This window comes from Steroidobacter agaridevorans, assembly GCF_009932555.1.
In the GTDB taxonomy this organism is placed as follows: domain Bacteria; phylum Pseudomonadota; class Gammaproteobacteria; order Steroidobacterales; family Steroidobacteraceae; genus Steroidobacter; species Steroidobacter agaridevorans.
Window position 1 is genome coordinate 104,261 of record NZ_BLJO01000008.1, and the last position, 17,435, is coordinate 121,695.

The following is a 17,435-nucleotide window of genomic DNA, read 5'->3' on the forward strand; positions in this document are numbered from 1 at the left end:
CCAATGGCCACCGCCCCGGCGCCGCCACCCCCCGAATCGTCCCGGCGCATGCGGCCGCGCCTGAGCTTGATGTGGAAGGCGCTGCTGCTGTTGATCATCCTGCTCGGCACGACGTATCCCTTTCTGGGTTACCTCGGCTACCACAGTCTGCAGGAACAGAACGAGCGCAATCGCCAGGAGGAGATGGATCGCTTCGGCATGGCGCTGGACGCTTTGCTGGAGCGCGCCGGCGACGAGCTGACCCGTCTTGCCACCAACATGGCGGCAGTGACCAGCACCCGCGAGCTGCAGTCGAGCGACCTGGCCGATCTGTCGCCGACGGCGGGTTTGCTGTCGGCGCTGACTCGGATCGAGTACTACACCGCGGAGGGCAAGCCGATTGCTCAGTGGCTCGGCAGTGGCTCGGGAGCCGCGCAGCCTTTCAAGATTGCGGACATTCTGCGCGATCTACGGGAGACCCATCGGCCGCTGACCCGGCTCACCTGCGTCCGGGAGTGTGTGCTGCACGCTTTCGTGCCGGCGTTCGATCGCGACGGCCGCGAGATCTCGGTGATCGTCAGTCAGCTTGCGTCGGATCAGCTGCAAGTGTTCCGGCGTGTCGCCGGCGCCGATGTCGCGCTGATGGAGACCGGCGACACTTCCAGAGACGAGTCCTTGCCGCAGCTGTGGGGACGGCATCTGCGCGTGCTCACGAATGCTCCGACGCTGGCGCCCGTGCTGAACGAGTTGAACTATGAGCAATCGGCGCCGGCGCCGAACGCCAGGGTGACGAAAGTCGCGGACGAGCGCAGTTATCTCGTGCAGATACATACATTGCCGGCGCGCCTGGTCGGCAATAGCCGTGGTCCCGAGGCTCTGTTCATCGTCGACGACACAGCGGCGCAGGCGCGTATTCGCGCGGATACCGGCAGGATGACGCTGGCGATTGCCGTCGGTCTGACGCTGTCCTCGCTGGCGTTGCTGCTCGTGGCCTGGCCGGTGTTGCGTCGACTGGTCCGTGTCACGCGAGCACTGCCTGTGGTCGCGGAACAAAGGTTCGCGGAGGCGCGCGGGCTGTTGGGCGAGGATCGAATCGATTCGCGCTTCTCGGATGAGGTCGATGTCCTCCGCCACAGTGCAGCGCTGCTGGCCACCAGGCTGGAACGTTTGAATCAAGCGGAGTCGGCGAGCGCGGCGAAATCGAGCTTCCTCGCGACCATGAGCCACGAGATTCGCACGCCGCTGAACGCCATCATCGGCGCCACCAGTCTGCTCAAGGACACGCGACTCGACGAGCGCCAGCGCGAGTACGTCGAAATGGCGCGCTTGAGCGGCGGTGTGCTGCTCGATCTGATCAACGACATTCTGGACTTCTCGAAGATCGAAGCGGGGCGTCTCGAGCTGGAGCAGCAGGGATTCAATCTGCGCGTATGTGTGGAGGAGTCGTTGGATCTGCTGGCCAGTCGTGCCCAGGAAAAGGGCCTGGAACTGGCGTACGACTACGATCCGCAGCTGCCCAATTATTTCGTCGGCGACGCGGCGCGCATTCGTCAGATCCTGGTCAATCTGCTGTCGAATGCGGTGAAGTTCACCGCGCACGGCGAAGTCGTCGCCGAGATCGGCGGCGTGCAGGAGCGGAGCGGTCGTTACGTCGTGCGACTCGCAATCCGAGATACAGGCATTGGCATTCCGGCGGAGCGCCGGCACCGGTTGTTCGAAGTGTTCAGCCAGGTCGATGTCTCCACGACTCGCGTCTACGGCGGCACGGGGCTCGGGCTCGCGATTTGCAAACGGCTGGCCGAGGCCATGAACGGCGACATCCAGGTGGAGAGCACCGTTGGGGTCGGCTCGACCTTCATCGTGACGCTGCCGCTCGAAGCCGCGTCTGCCGATCTCATGCCGACCCGGCCCGGTGCGATGGATCCGGAGCAACTGACGGGGCGTCGCGTGCTCATCGTGAAAGAAAACGAAACGACTCGCGGGGTATTGCGTCAGTACTGCGACTCGTGGGGCATGCCTGTTGCGGATGTTTCCTCGCCCGAGCAGGCCTTGGATCTGATTCGCAACGGCGAGCGGTTCGACGTGGCGCTCATCGATTACACCTTGTCAACGATGGATGGCGCCCAGCTCGCCAGGGAAATTGCCGCGCTGGATGCCGCGCATTCGATGAAGATTCTGCTGCTGGCCAGTCATGGCCCGGAGCATGAAGCCGCGCGCGCGGCGGGATCGCACATTCAGGCCGTGCTGACCAAGCCTTTGCATCAGTCACATCTTTTCGATGCGCTCGCCGCTGTGCTGACTGGAGCGGCTGCCACACTGCCGTATCAGCTGAACTTCCAATGGGCCGCCGATCATTCCCAGCTGCAGGGACCGATGCGCATCCTGCTGGCCGAAGACAACGTCGTGAATCAGCGCATGGCGCAGCTGCTATTGGAACGGTTGTCGCAGACGGCGGATGTCGTATCGAACGGCGTCGAAGCGGTGGAGGCTGCGATGCGGTTGCCGTACGACCTCATCCTCATGGATGTGTTGATGCCCGAACTGGACGGTCTCGATGCGACTCGGCAGATTCGCGAGCGGTTGCCGAAGGAGCGACAGCCACGCATCGTCGCGATGACGGCCAACGCGTTGACGGGCGATCGCGAGCTGTGTCTCGCCGCGGGCATGGACGATTACATCAGCAAACCTGTGCAACTCGACGAGCTGGCGAAAGTCCTGATGCGCCAACAGGTGCCTGTCGAAGCCACGGCTACCACGGCCCCCGTAGCAGCAAACAATCTGTCGTTGATGGACTTCCGTCAGGGCGCCGTTGACCGTCTGGTCTCGGCAGCCGGCGCGATAGGCGCGAGCCTGGTGTTGGGTGCGATGGTCGATAGCGCACCTCGACTCCTGGACGCGCTGCGCCGAGCGCTCACGGATGGCGACGCGAAAGCGCTCCGTCGCAGCGCTCACAGCCTCAAGGCCAACGCCGCGACCGTCGGCGCCGACGCGCTGGCGCGAATGTTTCAGGAACTGGAAGACCTGGGCGCGGCGGGCGATCTGTCTCGAGTCGCCGATAAAGTTTCGTCCGCCGAACAAACGTATCGCCAGCTGGTTGCGTCGATCGACAGTCTGCGCAAGAAGCTCGCCGAATCAGGCGCGAAGTAGTCGCGCCGGATTCTCGTAGCCGTTGTTACATTCGTCCGCCGTCCGTCAGCAGCGTCCGGCCTGTGACCCAGCGCGAATCGCGCGACGCCAGGAAGGCGACGACATCGGCGATATCGTCCGGCTCCGCCAGGCGGCCTAGCGGCGTCAACGAGCGCTCATGGTCGAGATGCGGCTGGGGAATATCGGCGGTCATGTCCGTGCGCGTGATGGCCGGAGCCACGGCGTTGACACGAATGCCTCGAGCACCCAGCTCACTGGCGAAGCCAAATGTGAGCGTTTCCAGCGCTGCTTTACTCGCCGAGTACACGGCCGTGCCGTCGCGCGGCTCGTGAACCAGGCTGGTCGACACATTGATGATGCTGCCACCGTTGGATGAGAAGTGGGGCAGCACCGCCTGAGTCGTCGTGATTACGCTCCAGGTGTTGACCAGGAACTGCTGATCGAACAGCTCGCGCGTGATGTTTCCAACCGGCGCGGCATCGAATACGCCGGCGATGTGTGCTAGCACGTTGACCGGCCCAAACTCGGCGACGGCTTGTTGTACGGCCGTGTTCACGGCGTGCTCATCGATCACATTGGCTTGGAAAATCGCTGCGCGCCCGCCTTGCTTGCGGATGTCGGCAGCGACTTCGGCCGCCTGTTCGCGGTTCGATTGATAGATCAGCGCGACAGCGGCGCCGTCTTTCGCCAGTCGGCGCGCCACGGCTGCGCCGATGCCGCGCGATCCGCCGGTTACTATCGCGACTTGTCCTGCGAGATTCATGTTGTGCCTCCAAGTTTCGGATGGCACAACGTTAAGGACGAGGTCGCCGAGCTGGTAGCTGCGCCAGCGCATCGGCGCGTTCCAGATTTGCAACGCCGGTCTTCAGTAGACCGAGCGAAAGCGTTCTTCGAGGAAGCTCAGCAGGGCGCGTACGGCCGCTGGCATTCCGACACGGCTCGGATAGAGCCCATACACGCCAGTGCCGATGGACGGATACTGGTCGAGCACGACACGCAGTTCGCCGCTCTCGAGTTGAGCTTTGCATGCATCCCAAGGAAGTTGAATCACGCCGGCTCCGCGTATCGCCGCCTCGCGAAGTGCGATGATGTTCTCTACGACCAGGCGCGGTTCCGGATGATGCAGAACTACTTCGCCGTGCGGCCCCTTGAACGACCACGGGCGCACCGCTTCGAGCGTGCCTTGTCCTAACGCAGGCAGCTTCGCCAGGTCGGAGATCTCGGCGGGAACTCCATATTTTTCGAGCAAGGCCGGGCTCGCGACCAGCACCATGCGCGCCAGGCCGAGCGGGCGTGCGACCACATCGGCCGACGCCAGCGGCTCGGTGGAAAAGCGGATCGCCAGGTCGATGCGCTCCGCCAGCAAATCGACGAACCGGTTCGACAGCTCCAGCGACACGCGCACCTTCGGATAGCGGCTCATGAACTCGCCCAGCCAGCCGGCGAGATACAACTCCGCCGTCAGAATGGACGAGCTCATGCGCACCAGTCCGCTCGGCTCGTTGAGCGAATCCGCCACGGTTGCGACCGCTGACTGCGCTTCGTCCGCCATGGCGCGAGCGTGCTTGTAAACGCTTTGGCCCACGTCCGTAACATTGAACGCGTGCGCCGAGCGATGAATGAGCCGGACACCGAGCTGCTTTTCCAGCGCGGCGATACGGCGACTGAGTCGCGATTTAGGGATGCCAGTGTCGCGTTCCGCTGCCGCGAAGCCGCCGGCTTCGACGACGCGTGCGAACAAGTACAGATCGTTTAAATCGTCAATCGTCATGGGGCGTCCTGTTTTTGCAACGAGGCGTTGCAGTCCGGTCCTCGTTGCGTCGAAAGCGGTTCGTTAGGCTGCAGAGCCTATGACATTCCCGAGCTCTCCGGATACCGCTGTTGCGGATCAGGCGCCCTGCAATCGCGATCGAGCCAAGATCGCGACGCTCATTGCCGCCTGCGCGACGATGGGCGGCATCGCCATGACCATCACCACGGCGAGCATCGCGCTGGCGGGTGTTCAAAGCGAGCTGCAGCTGGGCATCGACCAGCTGCAATGGGTGCTGAACAGCTTCATCGTCAGCTATGCATTGTTGCTGCTGCCGTTTGGCGCGTGGTCGGATCGCAGCGGTCAACGGCCATTGTTTGTTTGGGGTGCGGTCGTGTTCGTTGTCGGCGCCGCGGTCGCGGTGCTGGCGGGGGATGTGACGTGGCTGATGGCTGGTCGCGCATTTCAAGGCATCGGCGCGGCATTGTTGACGGCAACCGCCCCGGCGGCACTTACCTTGGCGTTCTCGAACGAGGCGGATCGCAAGCGAGCGTTTGGATATCTGGGATCCAGCGGTGGCATCGGCCTCGCGTTGGGCGCGTTGCTGGCCGGCGCGGCCAGCAGTTGGTTCGGCTGGCGTGCCGCGCTGGCTCTGCCGATTCCGGTGATGATCGCGGCGCTCGCGGTGGTGTGTTGCTCGCCGGGCGCGTTGGCCAGTCGCCCCAGATCGCAACGAGCTCACGTGCCGATGCGCGCGCTGCTCGAGAACCGATCGTTCATGCTCAGTTGTCTCTTGTGCCTGTTGTTTACGACGGTCTGGGTGGCGTTGTTTATTTACGCTCCGCTGCATATGCAGGCAGTGGACGGGCTCGACCCCCGCAGTGTTGGCGGGCTGATGCTCGCGTTGCTGTTGCCTGCGTTGATCATGCCGGTCGTCGTCAGTCGGCTCGTCCTGATCTTCAAGATCAGTGCGGTGTTGATCGGCGGTTTCCTCATGATTGCGGCCGGCCTGTGGTGCATGCATATCGCATGGACTGGAGCGACATCGCGAACGCTCGAGGTCATCGGACTTGTAGTGTGTGGCAGCGGCGCTGGCGCGCTGTACGGACTGGTCGATTACATCGGCCTGACGGCAGTGCCGGCGGAGCAGGCCGGCCTGGCGGCCGGTGCGTTCAACGTCGTCCGCTTACTTGGCGACATTCTCGCGGCGATCATTCCAGGCGCTGTGGTGCTTTACGTCGTGAAGGCAGCGCTTGCTTCGCACATCGGTGTCACGAATGAAGTGCTCAGCGAGATCGCCGCGGGCGATTTGCGCGTGGTCGATCACCTCGGGCTAACGGCGCAGGCGCGTGCGGAGTTCGTCGATGGGATGCTATGGGCTATAGGGGCGCTGCTGACGCTGACGGCGCTCGGAGTGGTGGCGTCATTCAAAGCACGTGACTCGCCCGATCCGTCAACTCGGTTATGACAAGAACGGGGCCGCCATGACTCCCGGCCCCGCATAATGCAGTCCGGCGTCAGCTCCTCGCTGCTGTTGAGATGTTTCTAACCGAGCCGCAGCCTTGACCCGGCAAATCGACACTGAGACGATAGGTTGCCTGCCGGGCAAATAAACAATCAGAGACGGATATCTCAAGTGAATTTTCGACGCATGCTTGCCGCACTGGTTGCGGCTTCGTCTCTGTTGGTAGGTGCTTGCGGCGGGGGCGGGGGCGGCGGTGGTTCGCCGAATCCGAGCCCACAAAGTCCCAGCCCGCCGAATCCGAGCCCACCGCAACCGGCGCCCATCACGTACACCGCGAGCGGAGGCGTTGCTGAGAAGGGGCCGCTGATCACAGGGTCGACGGTCACCATCCAAGAGCTCGACTCGAGCCTTTCTCCCACCGGCAAGCAGTATTCGTATCAGGTCACCTCCGACCTCGGCGCGTTTTCGCCCACCTCCGCGTTCACCAGCCAGTACCTGGGCATCAATGCCACGGGCTACTACTTCGATGAGGTTCAAGGCGTCGTTTCCTCCGGCCCGGTCACGCTCAACGGCTACAGCGAGCTGTCGATCGACACCACGGTCAACGTCAATATTCTGACCACCTTGGCCTATCAGCGAATCAAGAAGCTGATCGTGGACAATCAAATGACGTTCGCCGCCGCGCGCTCTCAGGCGGAGCATGAAGTGTTGACGGCCTTCGGCATTCCGGCGGGCAGCTATGAACCGTTCGGAACGCTCGACCTGCGCGGTAGCTCGGATGGCGATCGCATTCTCGCGGCCATCTCCAGCGTATTCGTCAATGGCAATCAGGCCGGCGAGCTGAGCGCACTGATCAGCAACTTTCAAACCGACCTGGGCGCCAATGGCAGGTTGACGGACCTGACCACCATCGCGGCGCTCGCAACGGCGGGTCGCGATTTGAACACCGCGGCTGTCGCCGCCAATCTGAATCAGCGTTATGCGCAGCTCGGCGTGGATTTCCAGCCCTCTGATATTGCAGCCTGGGTCGATCAAGACGGAGACGGCATCGTCGGCAACTTCGAGTACCACATCGCCGACGCCGGTCCGTCGTCGATCTTCTCTATACCCGCCGAGGTGGTGGATCAGATCGCCGGCCTGTCTGTTTCCTCCACCGCGGGGGAATTCACAATCAACGGCACACCGGTAACGACCGCCGTGACGGTGAACAGCGGCGACGCACTGACGGTGTCGCCGGGCCCGGGCCCGTTCCCCGACGGCGTGCAGACCGTGTACTTGACCAGCGGGGCCACCAAGCTCGCGCGTGTATCATTCGTCAGCGGCCTGCTGGCGATCACGATCGCTCCTTCGACTACCGGAGACATCCCGAAAGGACTGACCCAACAATTCACTGCCATGGGCACCTTCAGCGACGGCAGGCAGATCGACCTGACTGGCAGCGCCTCGTGGACCTCCAGCGCACACAGTGTGGCGACGATCAGTCCAACCGGTCTCGCGCAAACACTGGGGGTCGGCTCAACCTCGATCGTCGCGGAGTCCGGCGTGATTTCAGGTAGCGCCACGTTGAACGTGACAGCAGCGGTGCCGATCACCTTGGCGCTCAGCCCGAACCCGCTGCGCACGGGCGTCGGGATCGGCCTGAAACCGACGCTCAACGCAACCTACTCGGACGGCACGACAGTGAATGTCACGAGTCTCGCAACTTGGGCTTCGGGCGCACCGTCTGTCGCGACGATCGACCCGCATTCGGGTGTGATCGACGGAGTATCGCTGGGCACGACTACGATCGAGGCCACTGTCGACTCCCTCACCGAGACCGTCCCGCTCGCGATCGTGACGAACGAATGGACGGTGGCCGGAACTCTCGCAGGGGGCCGATCGGGCCATGCCGCCACGCTGTTGCCCAGCGGCGCTGTACTCGCGACTGGCAACAGCAACGCTTACGCCGGTGCGCCACAAACCAGCGCGGAGATCTATAACCCGCTGACGCGAACGTGGTCGCCGGCCGCAAATATGCCTTCACGACACGGCTACCATACAGCGACTCTGTTACCGGATGGCAGGGTTCTGGTGGCAGGCGGCGAATTGGATCTGATGTCTTTTACGAACACAGTGGACCTTTACGATCCCGTGCAAAACAGCTGGACCGCAGCGCCACCGATGAGCGAGGCCCGGGCGTGCCATACGGCTACCGTGCTCGCCAATGGCAAAGTGCTGGTAGCCGGCGGCATGAACCCCACAACCCTTGCAAGCGCGGCACTCTATGATCCAGTCAACAATACCTGGTCATCGGCCGGCACCATGGCAACAGCCCGCTGCCAACACTCTGCAACCTTGCTGCCGAATGGAACGGTGCTGGTGGTAGGTGGCTGGCACGCCAGTGGCGGTGGGCGCGCCCTTACCGCGACGGCGGAGATCTACGATCCTGCGACGGGTGCCTGGTCGGCGGCGGCAAGCCTGAGCGACGCTGTCACCGCTCACACCGCCACGCTGCTGCCCAACGGGACGGTGCTCGTGGCAGGAGGCGACGTTTCGAACGGACGCACTTCTGCCGCCTCAATCTACGACCCCGTGTCGAACACGTGGTCTCCGACCGGTAGCACGTCATGGGCGCGCAGTGACAGTTCAGCGACACTGCTGCCAAATGGAACTGTGCTGCTCGTGGGCGGGCTCGGGACAGCGGGACTATTGAGTGCTGTCGAGATCTACGATCCTGCGACTGGGACTTGGTCTGCGCGGCCGAGTCTGCACACTGCCCGTTCTCGGCATCAGGCAACGCTGCTTACCGACGGCGCCGTTCTCATAACAGGTGGCAGCGGGGGCACACCGCTGAGCTCTTCGGAGCTGTACTGGTGAGAACCAACCGTGGTCTACCGCTAGCTTGAGGATCAGTTTCGCCCTACGTCGCCGCAGGAAAGAAGCCTGCGGCGACGAGGGTCGCGACACGAGCAGCTAAACCTTCGCCTCACTAAGCCGCGCCGCCAACTGCAGCGGGCTAAGCACCGTCACACCAAACTTTCGTGCTCGCTTCGCAAGATCGAGAACCGCCCGATCCTTGCTGACGATGGCGTCGGCATGATGATGGTAGGCGAGGGCGAGGAAGTGATCGTCATCGCAGTCCTTGCAGCGAGGAAAGCCCGTGGGCATTCCCAGGCGCTCCATCGTCACCCCGTCAGGCAATGGCGTCACGCGAACGCGCGATCCGTAGATCTCCAACACAGCTCGTTGCTCACCTTCTGACAGTTTGAACTGCGGGTACGTGAGCACTCGGCACAGTTCCTCCAGCGCCGGCACGTGAGTAATGAGCTCCAATCGTTGCTCATCCCAAGCTCGCTGCAATTCGGACAAGCGTGCGTCCTCGAAGACGAGCCAGTCGAGAACGATGTTGGTGTCGAGCACTAGTCTCATGTGATTGGTCGAGCACCTATCGATAGTTACCCGCTTGTCTGCCCAAACGGGCATGGCTCTGCGAGTGCGTCTTCCGGACGATTCGCCCTGCCCGGCGAATCACGATACTGCCGCGCGTCGTCATCAGTCCCACCTCTGTTTTCACAAGGAGAAAGTAATGCTGGCTCGTTCCAAGTCCAGGCAATTCGCGTTGGCGCTGGCTCTGTTGCCGGCGCTTGCCATCGCAAGCGAGCCGGCCGAAAGCGTAGCAGACATCTCCGCCCACGACGCCGCGGGCCTCGAGTTCTTTCGCGGGCCGCTGGATTTCCTGAAGGCGCGCCAGTTGTTCGAACGCGAGACCTTCGGGGGCAACGGCCGCACCTGTCTCACTTGCCACAGCCCCGAGACAGGCACCGTGTCGCCGGCCGATGCGCGCAAACGCTACGATCGCAATCGAAAGGATCCGCTATTCCTTGCCGACGGCAGCGATGACGGCGCGGGTCATGGGACCGAGCGGATGCTCGCCGACGCAACGTTCCTTGTGCGAATCCCGCTGCCGGACAACGTCCGCCTGGCGAACGATCCTGAAGCACGCAGCGTCGTGGTGAGACGCGGTGCGCCGTCGACGTTGAATACACCGGCGCTCGATCCCGTGCTGATGCACGACGGCCGGCAGCCCGATCTGATCGCACAGGCTCGCGGCGCGATATTCGATCACGCACAAGTGCGTCGTGAACCGAAGCAGCGCGACCTGGAGCTGATCGCCGCGTATCAGCACACGCCTCAGTTCTTCAGTTCGCTGACGACATTCAAGTACGCCTATTTCGGCATCAAGCCGAAGTTGCCCACCCCGCGCACGGCAGCCGAGACTCGCGGCCGACGCTTCTTCCTCGACGTGCCGCTGGAAGGCGATTTCAAGTCGGGACTGTGCGCCAACTGTCACAGCGGTCCCATGCTCAACGAGACCAATGAGTTCGGGCCCTTCCCGCCGTTCGCGCGCGGCGGCCGGTTCCAGAGCGTCGGTGTGTCCGAAGTGAATATCGCCGGCAATCCGGTTTATGACTTCGTGTTTACCAACCCCGATGGCACGACCACGACCGTGTCGAGCCCCGATCCCGGCCGCGCGCTGATTACTGGCTCCACCGATTTCGAAAGCTTGAATGCTTTCAAGATTCCGTCGTTGTGGGGAGTGACGCGCACCGCACCTTACTTCCACGACAACTCAGCGAAGACGCTCGAAGAGGTCATGCAGCAGTACGCTCGTTTCTTCTCGGTGCTCGGCCTGACGCTCACCGAGCAGGATCAGAAGGACATGATCGCCTATATGAAGTTGATGCAATAGGCAGCGCCGGCTGGAACAAAGGCCGGCAGTGGCCCGTCTTTTCGTAACGGGCCTTTCTGACAGGGGTGCGCCATGAAAATCACCGTCTGTGAGTTGCCGGACCAGCGCAAGTCGTTCGATACGGCGTGGGGAGACCTCGTGGACCACGTGCGCGCCGAGCACAGCGATCTGGTCGTGCTGCCGGATATGCCTTTCAGCAGTTGGTTTGCGAGCTCCGATCGATTCGATCGGGAGGTGTGGGCGGCGGCGGTCCGCTCTCATGACGAATGGGAGTCTCGGCTGCGCGATCTGAGTCCGGCGATCGTGATGGCGTCCCGGCCGGTCGACTTCGGCAACGAGCGATATGACGAAGGCTTTCTTTGGGAAGAGCCGCTGGGCATGCTCTCGGTGCACGCCAAATCTTTCCTGCCGGACGCCAAAGGTGCGCGCGAAGGATCGTGGTACGACAGCGCAACGGCGGAGTTCGTTCCGGTCGAAGTGCGAGGCTTGCGCGTCGCCATGTTGATCGGCAGCGAGATGTGGGCGCCTCGCGGTTATGAAGCGGAGCACGTCGATGTCCTGGCAATTCCCAGGGCCGGCGACATCCCGGCGCTGGGCGATACCATGCAGCGCGCGTGTTCGCTCGCTCAGCATGCGCACGCATTTGCGGTGTCGTCGAACCGATCTGGCGCGTTCGGCGGTCAGGCGTGGATCATCTCGCCAGAAGGTCAGTTGCTGGGTCAGACCAGCGCCGATGAGCCGTTTCTTTCCATGGATGTGGCGCTACACGCGACCAAGGGCGAGATGCGGCACTTCGACGTGTTTGCTCACTGAGCGCGCTCGGCCCGTTGCGCGGCCAGTAGTTCGATGACTTCCGCGTCGCTGGTCTGCTCGAAGTCGGTGTAGTGAGCGCCGACGGCGCTGAAATTCGCGGGTGAGAACAGGCACACGACCTCGTCGGCTTCTCGGATGAGTTTGACGAGGATGTCCGGGGGCGCAACAGGGACTGCCACGACCACGCGTTCGGCGGATGCATCGCGAATCGCCTTGATGGCCACGAGCACGGTCCCGCCCGTGGCAACGCCATCGTCGACGATGATGACAGTGCGGCCGTCCACCGCGACTGCCTGGGTATTTCCGCAATATAGTTTTCGTCGGCGCTCGACCTCGGCGAGTTGCCGGTCGCACTCCTGCTCGATATAGGTCGGCGGCACGTGGAGCATCTCGATGGCATCCTCATTGAGCACGACGTGGGGATCGGCGCCGTCCACGAGTGCGCCGATGCCAAACTCTTCATAGCCGGGCGCGCCGAGCTTGCGTACCAACAGCACGTCGAGCGGAGCGTGCAGCGTGTGTGCAACTTCATATCCCACAGGCACGCCGCCACGCGGTAGCGCCAGCACGACGGGATCGGCGAACGGATGTTCCTGAAGGGCTGCGGCCAGCTGTCGTCCGGCGTCCCGGCGATCGCTGAAAGGTGTGTAGCTGGGTGACATCACCGGATCGGCCTCTGTCCGAGCAATCCATGACTGGCCGATTGGTTCCGGTGCTCGGCTCAGTCGCAGGACTCGATGTCAGCAGTCAGAATGCGGGCCTCGAAAGGCTCGAGATGCAAAGACTTCGATGCAGGGGCGAAGTAATCGCCTGTCAGGCGATCTTGCAGGCGGCTCTCGAGCAGCATCCGAGCGGCCGCGGCTGCAGACGACAGATTCAGGTCGATGGATCGGTCGCTGAAGTTCAGCAGCACTAGCGCGCTTCCAGATTGATAGCAGTCCGCGACCGACTCGCTCGGGCGACGGATGTATGCAAGCACCGCGTCGTCTCGATTCGACGCAAGCAGCTCCATGTCGGGTGAGTGCAAGGCTGCGATTTCCTTTCGGAGTCGAACGAGCTTGGTGTAATGGGCTACCAGGCGGTGACGATCCTCCCACGACAGGGGCTGCTCGTCGTACGGCAGAAACTCCGCACCCACTTCATCGCCGTTATATATGAGAGGCAAGCCCGGCAGAGTAAGTAGCATGGTGGCTGCGACCCTAGTGAGCCCGGCGCCATGCCGCGTGATGAAGCGGTCACCAGTATCGTTGTTGTTCAGGAACCGCAGCACGAGGCCAGGTTCGGGAAGACCCTGGCTGCTCTTCAATAGCGCCGCGCGCAGCTTGTTCAGATCGGGTGGCTTGCTCGCGAACGCATCGTTCCAGGCCCATTCGCCGAGTTTCATTGTCCAGTCATACGCGGCATCGAAGCCGTGTTGGAAGTAATAGCCATCGAGGGCGGAGGCTTCCGCAATCAGCAGCAGATCCGGATCGATGCGCTTCAGCTCCGCTCGCCAGCGAGGCCAGAACTCGGGCGCCCGCTCGCGCACGCCCCAGCTCACATCCACGCGGAAGCCATCGACGTTGAGCTCGCGTACCCAATAGCTGAAGGCCTCGATCATGTAGCGCTGCACTTCGGGGTTGTCGTACTCGAGATTTTTCAGATGCTCCCAGTCGAAGTAGTTCGTCACCTGGCCGTCCGGGCCGCGCTCGAACCAGTTGAAGTAGGGCGAACGCTGCCGACGGTCGGCGGCATCGATGTAATAGCGATGCGCTGCCGCCAGATGATTCGGGATGAAATCGATGAGTACGCGCAGGCCGTGAGCGTGCGCTGCTGCGATCAGCGCCTCGAGCTGCAGTTTCGTTCCAAATTCGGCGCGCGACTGGAAATGATCCGTCACCGCATAGCCGAAGTCTTCGGTGGGTGCGCCAGTGACGGGCGACAACCAGATCGCTGAGACGCCGAGCGCGGCGATCTCCGGCAAGCGTTTGCGCACATCGTCGTAACCGTTGTGACCGAATGCAAAAGGAGCCACGCCGTACAGAACGCTTCGTGAGATCCACGGCGGGCGGTGATCGTCGAGGTCGATCTCTTCCGGCGAGCCGTCGGTGATGCTGAAGACGCTGGTGCTTTCATCGCTGCGGCCAAGCGCATCCGTCACGCGCAGCGTCACGTAATATTTTCCGTCCACATCCGGCGGCTCGATCTGGATCGTCGGTGTGGTCGCCGGCGTGACATCGAGCACAGATCGGGAGGTGAGCGTCAGCGGCGCTGCATTGCCTCGCCGGGGTCGCCAATCATAGTGCACGATCGGCGCCGCAGCGCCGGGCGCCATCTCGCTGCCAGCGGCATCCATCAATATATTTCGTCCGTCGATGCGAGTGCGGATCCAGGCGCGTGGCCGGTCCTCGATACGAACCTGCCAACGTTGAGTGGAAGATCGTGCGACCTCGCGTCCGTCTCGAATACATCGCGCGCGAAGGTCGTTGCCGCCACTGCGAAGTGGCACGGACGCGCGGAATCGATGGTCTTGAAGGGTTGCGACCGAGGTTGCGGCCGGACCTTGAATCAGCACTTCGTCGCAAGCCGATGGGTCGACTCGACCTTCGATGTATTTGTCGAAGGTCCATGCGTCGCCGCCGGCTGTATCGAACTCCACCGGAGCCTCGGCTGCATGCGATACGCAGCTGAGCGCGCAGAGCGCGACGATCAGGGAGCGGAGCCGGCGAACCTGCATGAGGGCAGAATAGCCAGCAGCCGTTCGATTGCATTCTGGGAATTCCGAGTAGGCCTATCCCGACGTTTGTTCGCCAACTTCCTCACTGCTCGAGCGACGCGTCGAATTCAGCAGGATCCAGCCCGCGGTCGAGCAGATCGCCATGACAAAGGCCATGGGAAGCGGGCCGGTCAAATCCAGCACGCCGACCAATGCAGCCGCGAGCGCCCCCATGCCCAGTTGCAGAAAGCCGAGCAGCGACGATGCACTGCCGATGTTCTTGGTGAAGGGCTTCAGCGCCAATGCCGCGGCATTCGGATAGGTGATGCCGGCACAGTGCAGGAATACGAACAACAGCACGACCGTGGCCCACTTGCCGAGATCGAAGGTCATCGACAGCGCCAGGAATGCGATGCCGCCGATCACTTGAACGGACAAAGCGCGACGGAACACCAGCTCGCTGGAGAAATGTTTCAACAGCAAATGATTCAACTGGCCGCCGAGAATCATGCCGCCGGCGAGAATGGCGAAGATTGCGCCGAAGCCGCCCGGCCCGACGCCGAAGCCGTCCATGAAGACCGCCGGCGAACCGGAAACGAATACGAACAAGCCGGCGAAGGACAATGAGCCCGCGAGCGTGTAGGTCCGGAACTGAGGCTGGGCGAGGGCGTCGCGAAACGTACGAAGAATCGGCGTGAGTCGCAGGCTCACCGTGGGATCGGGCGAATACGTGCGAGGCACTGCGAACATCACGAGCGCCAGATCGGCGATGGCCAGTGCGGCCAGGACAGCGAAGATCGCCCGCCAGCTCGCGACGGTCGTGATCAAACTGCCGATGCTCGGTGCGAGCAGCGGCGACACACTCAGCACGAGCATCAGCGTCGCAAAGGCGCGAGCCGCCTTTTCAGCGGGAATGTGATCGCGGACCAACGCAATGGCGCCGACCGACGCCGCGCTGCCGCCGAGCGCCGAAATGAATCGATATATCAGCAAGCCTTCGAACGAAGTGGTCGTCATGCAGCCGAGCGTGGCGAGCACATAGATGGCCAGGCCGCCGTAGATCGGCCGCTGCCGGCCGAAGCGATCGAGCAAGGGACCGTAGATGACCTGCCCGAGCGCAAAGCCGATGAAGTACACCGACACGCTCAGCGACATGCGCGACACCGCGACGCCAAGGTCCGCTGCGATCTGCGGAAACGCCGGCAGATACAGGTCGATGGTGAACGGTGTCAGCGCATTCAAGAAGCCGAGCACGATGATCAGGAACGTAGGATGTCTTCGCATACGGGAAATAACGGCGGATCGCTCCGTCGTGGGAAATATGTAACAGGCTGGAAAAAGGTCGGGCTGCGGGCGAGCGCTCGCTCTCGATGGCCGGTCTGGCCGATGCCCGGGGCGCTGAAGGCTGCGCTGAGGGCGTCAGAGTACAACTCCAGGGACCGGTGTGTCCATCGCATCGCGCGCCCGGCCGGCCGGGAGTATAAGGAGCCATGATCCGATACAGTCCCGCCCCTCCGCTGGATGCCGCGATCGACTGCATCTGGCTGAGTCAGCGCCGCGAGCATTACCAGCACTGGGAGCACATGCTGCCTTCTGGCAAGGCGCAGCTCGTCATCCCGTTGCATGACACGCCCATTCACTGGGCCGCGCCGGGCAGCAAAGTCGAATGGCATTCGTGGGCTCGCGGCGTGGTTCATGGTCCTCAGTCCCGTTATTACCTCGCCGGGCCGAAGCCACCGGGCGTCGTGGTCGGCGCATCGTTTCGGGTCGGCATGGCGGCGGCGATTCTCGGCGTATCGTTGGATGAGCTGCGCGATCGTCACGTTTCCATCGAGGAGCTGTGGGGTTATCGCGGGCACGAGCTGCACGACAGGCTGGCCTCGATCCGCGAGCCGATGGATGTGTGCCGAGCGCTGGAAGCGGAGTTGATCGCGAGGATCCGCCGGCCGTTGTTGATTCATCCGGCCGTTGCGTACGCGTTACGGCCCGAAGGGCTCGGCACTCCGCGCGTGGAGGAGATTCAACGCCGCACCGGTTACAGCCCGCGTCACTTCATCGAATTGTTTCATTCGGCCGTGGGCCTCACGCCGAAGCACTTCTATCGCGTGCAGCGTTTCTCCAGCACGCTCGCTCGGTTGGCTCGAGGTTCGAGCGACGGTGGGGCGAAACTCGCCGACGTGGCGTTTGCCGCCGGCTATGCGGATCAGGCGCACTTCTCCCGGGAGTTCCGCGAGCTCGCCGGCGTCGCGCCGTCCGCCTATTGCCCGCCAGCGGCGAATAGCGAGCATCACCACCTCGTCACGCCAGGTAAAAAAGCTTCAAGACTCGTGCGCCGCCAGGCGTGACACTATGCTCCAGCGCGAGACATCCTTGCGCGCACCAGGAGCGGCCATGAGCGATAAGGGCGAGCAGACCATTCACGACGTGTATGCCTACTTGCGGCTGCATGACACCAAGGCAGCCATCGATTTCTATGCGCGCGCGTTCGGCGCCAAGGAATTGTTCCGGCTGGTCGAGCCCAACGGCAAAGTCGGTCACGCCGAGGTGAAGATCGGGCCGGCGACGCTCATGTTGTCGGATGAATATCCGGAGATGGGCATTCGCGGGCCGCGCTCGATCGGCGGCACCAGCGTGTCGATCCACATTCACGCCAGTGACGTCGATCGCTTGTTCGAGCAGGCGGTCGCGGCGGGCGCAACCGTGGTGCGCCCTTTGCAGAATCAATTCTATGGCGAGCGTTCCGGCACCGTGCGCGATCCGTTCGGTCACGAATGGCTGCTCGGCGGTCACATCGAAGATGTCACGCCGGAAGAAATGCAACGGCGTTACACCGAGCTGTTCAGCGAGGGCTAGCTCG

General features: G+C 62.9%; 13 protein-coding genes. 7 read left to right on the top strand and 6 right to left on the bottom strand.

The genetic code is table 11. The features are described 5' to 3' along the window. The first annotated feature begins 3 nt into the window (after positions 1 to 3). Positions 4 to 3,126, top strand: coding sequence for a response regulator (locus GYH35_RS26235; RefSeq protein ID WP_161829947.1), 3,123 nt, complete (start codon positions 4 to 6; stop codon positions 3,124 to 3,126). Positions 3,127 to 3,151: 25 nt separating this feature from the next. Here GYH35_RS26235 and GYH35_RS26240 read toward each other — a convergent pair whose 3' ends face one another. Further along, on the bottom strand, positions 3,152 to 3,889 hold the full coding sequence (locus GYH35_RS26240; RefSeq protein WP_161813189.1) for an SDR family NAD(P)-dependent oxidoreductase: 738 nt from the start codon (positions 3,887 to 3,889) through the stop codon (positions 3,152 to 3,154). Positions 3,890 to 3,991: 102 nt separating this feature from the next. Further along, positions 3,992 to 4,897, bottom strand: a complete 906-nt coding sequence (locus tag GYH35_RS26245; protein WP_202624719.1) for a LysR substrate-binding domain-containing protein — start codon at positions 4,895 to 4,897, stop codon at positions 3,992 to 3,994. Between the two features lie 79 nt (positions 4,898 to 4,976). Between GYH35_RS26245 and GYH35_RS26250 the strand changes: the two genes are divergently transcribed. Next, positions 4,977 to 6,344 (top strand): MFS transporter, encoded by a 1,368-nt coding sequence (locus GYH35_RS26250; protein WP_161829948.1) that lies wholly within the window; start codon positions 4,977 to 4,979, stop codon positions 6,342 to 6,344. Between the two features lie 168 nt (positions 6,345 to 6,512). After that, on the top strand, positions 6,513 to 9,197 hold the full coding sequence (locus GYH35_RS26255; RefSeq protein WP_161829949.1) for a kelch repeat-containing protein: 2,685 nt from the start codon (positions 6,513 to 6,515) through the stop codon (positions 9,195 to 9,197). 96 nt (positions 9,198 to 9,293) lie between these two features. On the opposite strand, the gene GYH35_RS26260 is transcribed toward GYH35_RS26255, so the two are convergent. Beyond that, positions 9,294 to 9,749, bottom strand: coding sequence for a putative toxin-antitoxin system toxin component, PIN family (locus GYH35_RS26260; protein ID WP_161829950.1), 456 nt, complete (start codon positions 9,747 to 9,749; stop codon positions 9,294 to 9,296). Between the two features lie 157 nt (positions 9,750 to 9,906). Here GYH35_RS26260 and GYH35_RS26265 point away from each other — a divergent pair, with 157 nt between their 5' ends. After that, positions 9,907 to 11,070 carry a cytochrome c peroxidase gene (locus GYH35_RS26265; protein ID WP_161829951.1) on the top strand — a complete coding sequence of 388 codons (1,164 nt, stop codon included), beginning with the start codon at positions 9,907 to 9,909 and terminating at the stop codon, positions 11,068 to 11,070. A gap of 72 nt (positions 11,071 to 11,142) precedes the next feature. Continuing rightward, a complete protein-coding gene (locus GYH35_RS26270) occupies positions 11,143 to 11,883 on the top strand; it encodes a nitrilase-related carbon-nitrogen hydrolase (protein ID WP_161829952.1) in 741 nt (246 codons plus the stop codon). On the opposite strand, the gene GYH35_RS26275 is transcribed toward GYH35_RS26270, so the two are convergent. From GYH35_RS26275 to GYH35_RS26285, 3 genes are all read right to left on the bottom strand, one after another. Beyond that, positions 11,877 to 12,545: a phosphoribosyltransferase gene (locus tag GYH35_RS26275; RefSeq protein WP_161813195.1), complete on the bottom strand. Its 669-nt coding sequence runs from the start codon at positions 12,543 to 12,545 to the stop codon at positions 11,877 to 11,879. The two genes, GYH35_RS26270 and GYH35_RS26275, sit on opposite strands and share 7 nt — an antisense overlap. A 59-nt stretch (positions 12,546 to 12,604) precedes the next feature. After that, positions 12,605 to 14,521 (bottom strand): alpha-amylase family glycosyl hydrolase, encoded by a 1,917-nt coding sequence (locus tag GYH35_RS26280; protein ID WP_161829953.1) that lies wholly within the window; start codon positions 14,519 to 14,521, stop codon positions 12,605 to 12,607. Positions 14,522 to 14,653: 132 nt separating this feature from the next. Further along, complete coding sequence (locus GYH35_RS26285) at positions 14,654 to 15,862, bottom strand: multidrug effflux MFS transporter (protein WP_161829954.1); 1,209 nt, start codon at positions 15,860 to 15,862, stop codon at positions 14,654 to 14,656. Positions 15,863 to 16,068: 206 nt separating this feature from the next. On the opposite strand from GYH35_RS26285, the gene GYH35_RS26290 reads away from it, so the two are divergent. Both GYH35_RS26290 and GYH35_RS26295 read left to right on the top strand, forming a co-directional pair. Further along, positions 16,069 to 16,923, top strand: coding sequence for a helix-turn-helix transcriptional regulator (locus GYH35_RS26290; protein WP_161829955.1), 855 nt, complete (start codon positions 16,069 to 16,071; stop codon positions 16,921 to 16,923). Between the two features lie 46 nt (positions 16,924 to 16,969). Then, positions 16,970 to 17,431, top strand: a complete 462-nt coding sequence (locus tag GYH35_RS26295) for a VOC family protein (protein WP_161829956.1) — start codon at positions 16,970 to 16,972, stop codon at positions 17,429 to 17,431. The last annotated feature ends 4 nt before the right edge of the window (positions 17,432 to 17,435 follow it).

Excerpts from the sequence above, each read along its gene's own strand:
- GYH35_RS26250 (WP_161829948.1), top strand. The coding sequence starts at position 4,977 with ATGACATTCCCGAGCTCTCCGGATACCGCTGTTGCGGATCAGGCGCCC.
- GYH35_RS26275 (WP_161813195.1), bottom strand. The coding sequence starts at position 12,545 with ATGTCACCCAGCTACACACCTTTCAGCGATCGCCGGGACGCCGGACGA.
- GYH35_RS26245 (WP_202624719.1), bottom strand. The coding sequence starts at position 4,897 with ATGACGATTGACGATTTAAACGATCTGTACTTGTTCGCACGCGTCGTC.
- GYH35_RS26265 (WP_161829951.1), top strand. The coding sequence starts at position 9,907 with ATGCTGGCTCGTTCCAAGTCCAGGCAATTCGCGTTGGCGCTGGCTCTG.
- GYH35_RS26235 (WP_161829947.1), top strand. The coding sequence starts at position 4 with ATGGCCACCGCCCCGGCGCCGCCACCCCCCGAATCGTCCCGGCGCATG.
- GYH35_RS26270 (WP_161829952.1), top strand. The coding sequence starts at position 11,143 with ATGAAAATCACCGTCTGTGAGTTGCCGGACCAGCGCAAGTCGTTCGAT.
- GYH35_RS26285 (WP_161829954.1), bottom strand. The coding sequence starts at position 15,862 with ATGCGAAGACATCCTACGTTCCTGATCATCGTGCTCGGCTTCTTGAAT.
- GYH35_RS26295 (WP_161829956.1), top strand. The coding sequence starts at position 16,970 with ATGAGCGATAAGGGCGAGCAGACCATTCACGACGTGTATGCCTACTTG.
- GYH35_RS26290 (WP_161829955.1), top strand. The coding sequence starts at position 16,069 with ATGATCCGATACAGTCCCGCCCCTCCGCTGGATGCCGCGATCGACTGC.
- GYH35_RS26240 (WP_161813189.1), bottom strand. The coding sequence starts at position 3,889 with ATGAATCTCGCAGGACAAGTCGCGATAGTAACCGGCGGATCGCGCGGC.
- GYH35_RS26260 (WP_161829950.1), bottom strand. The coding sequence starts at position 9,749 with ATGAGACTAGTGCTCGACACCAACATCGTTCTCGACTGGCTCGTCTTC.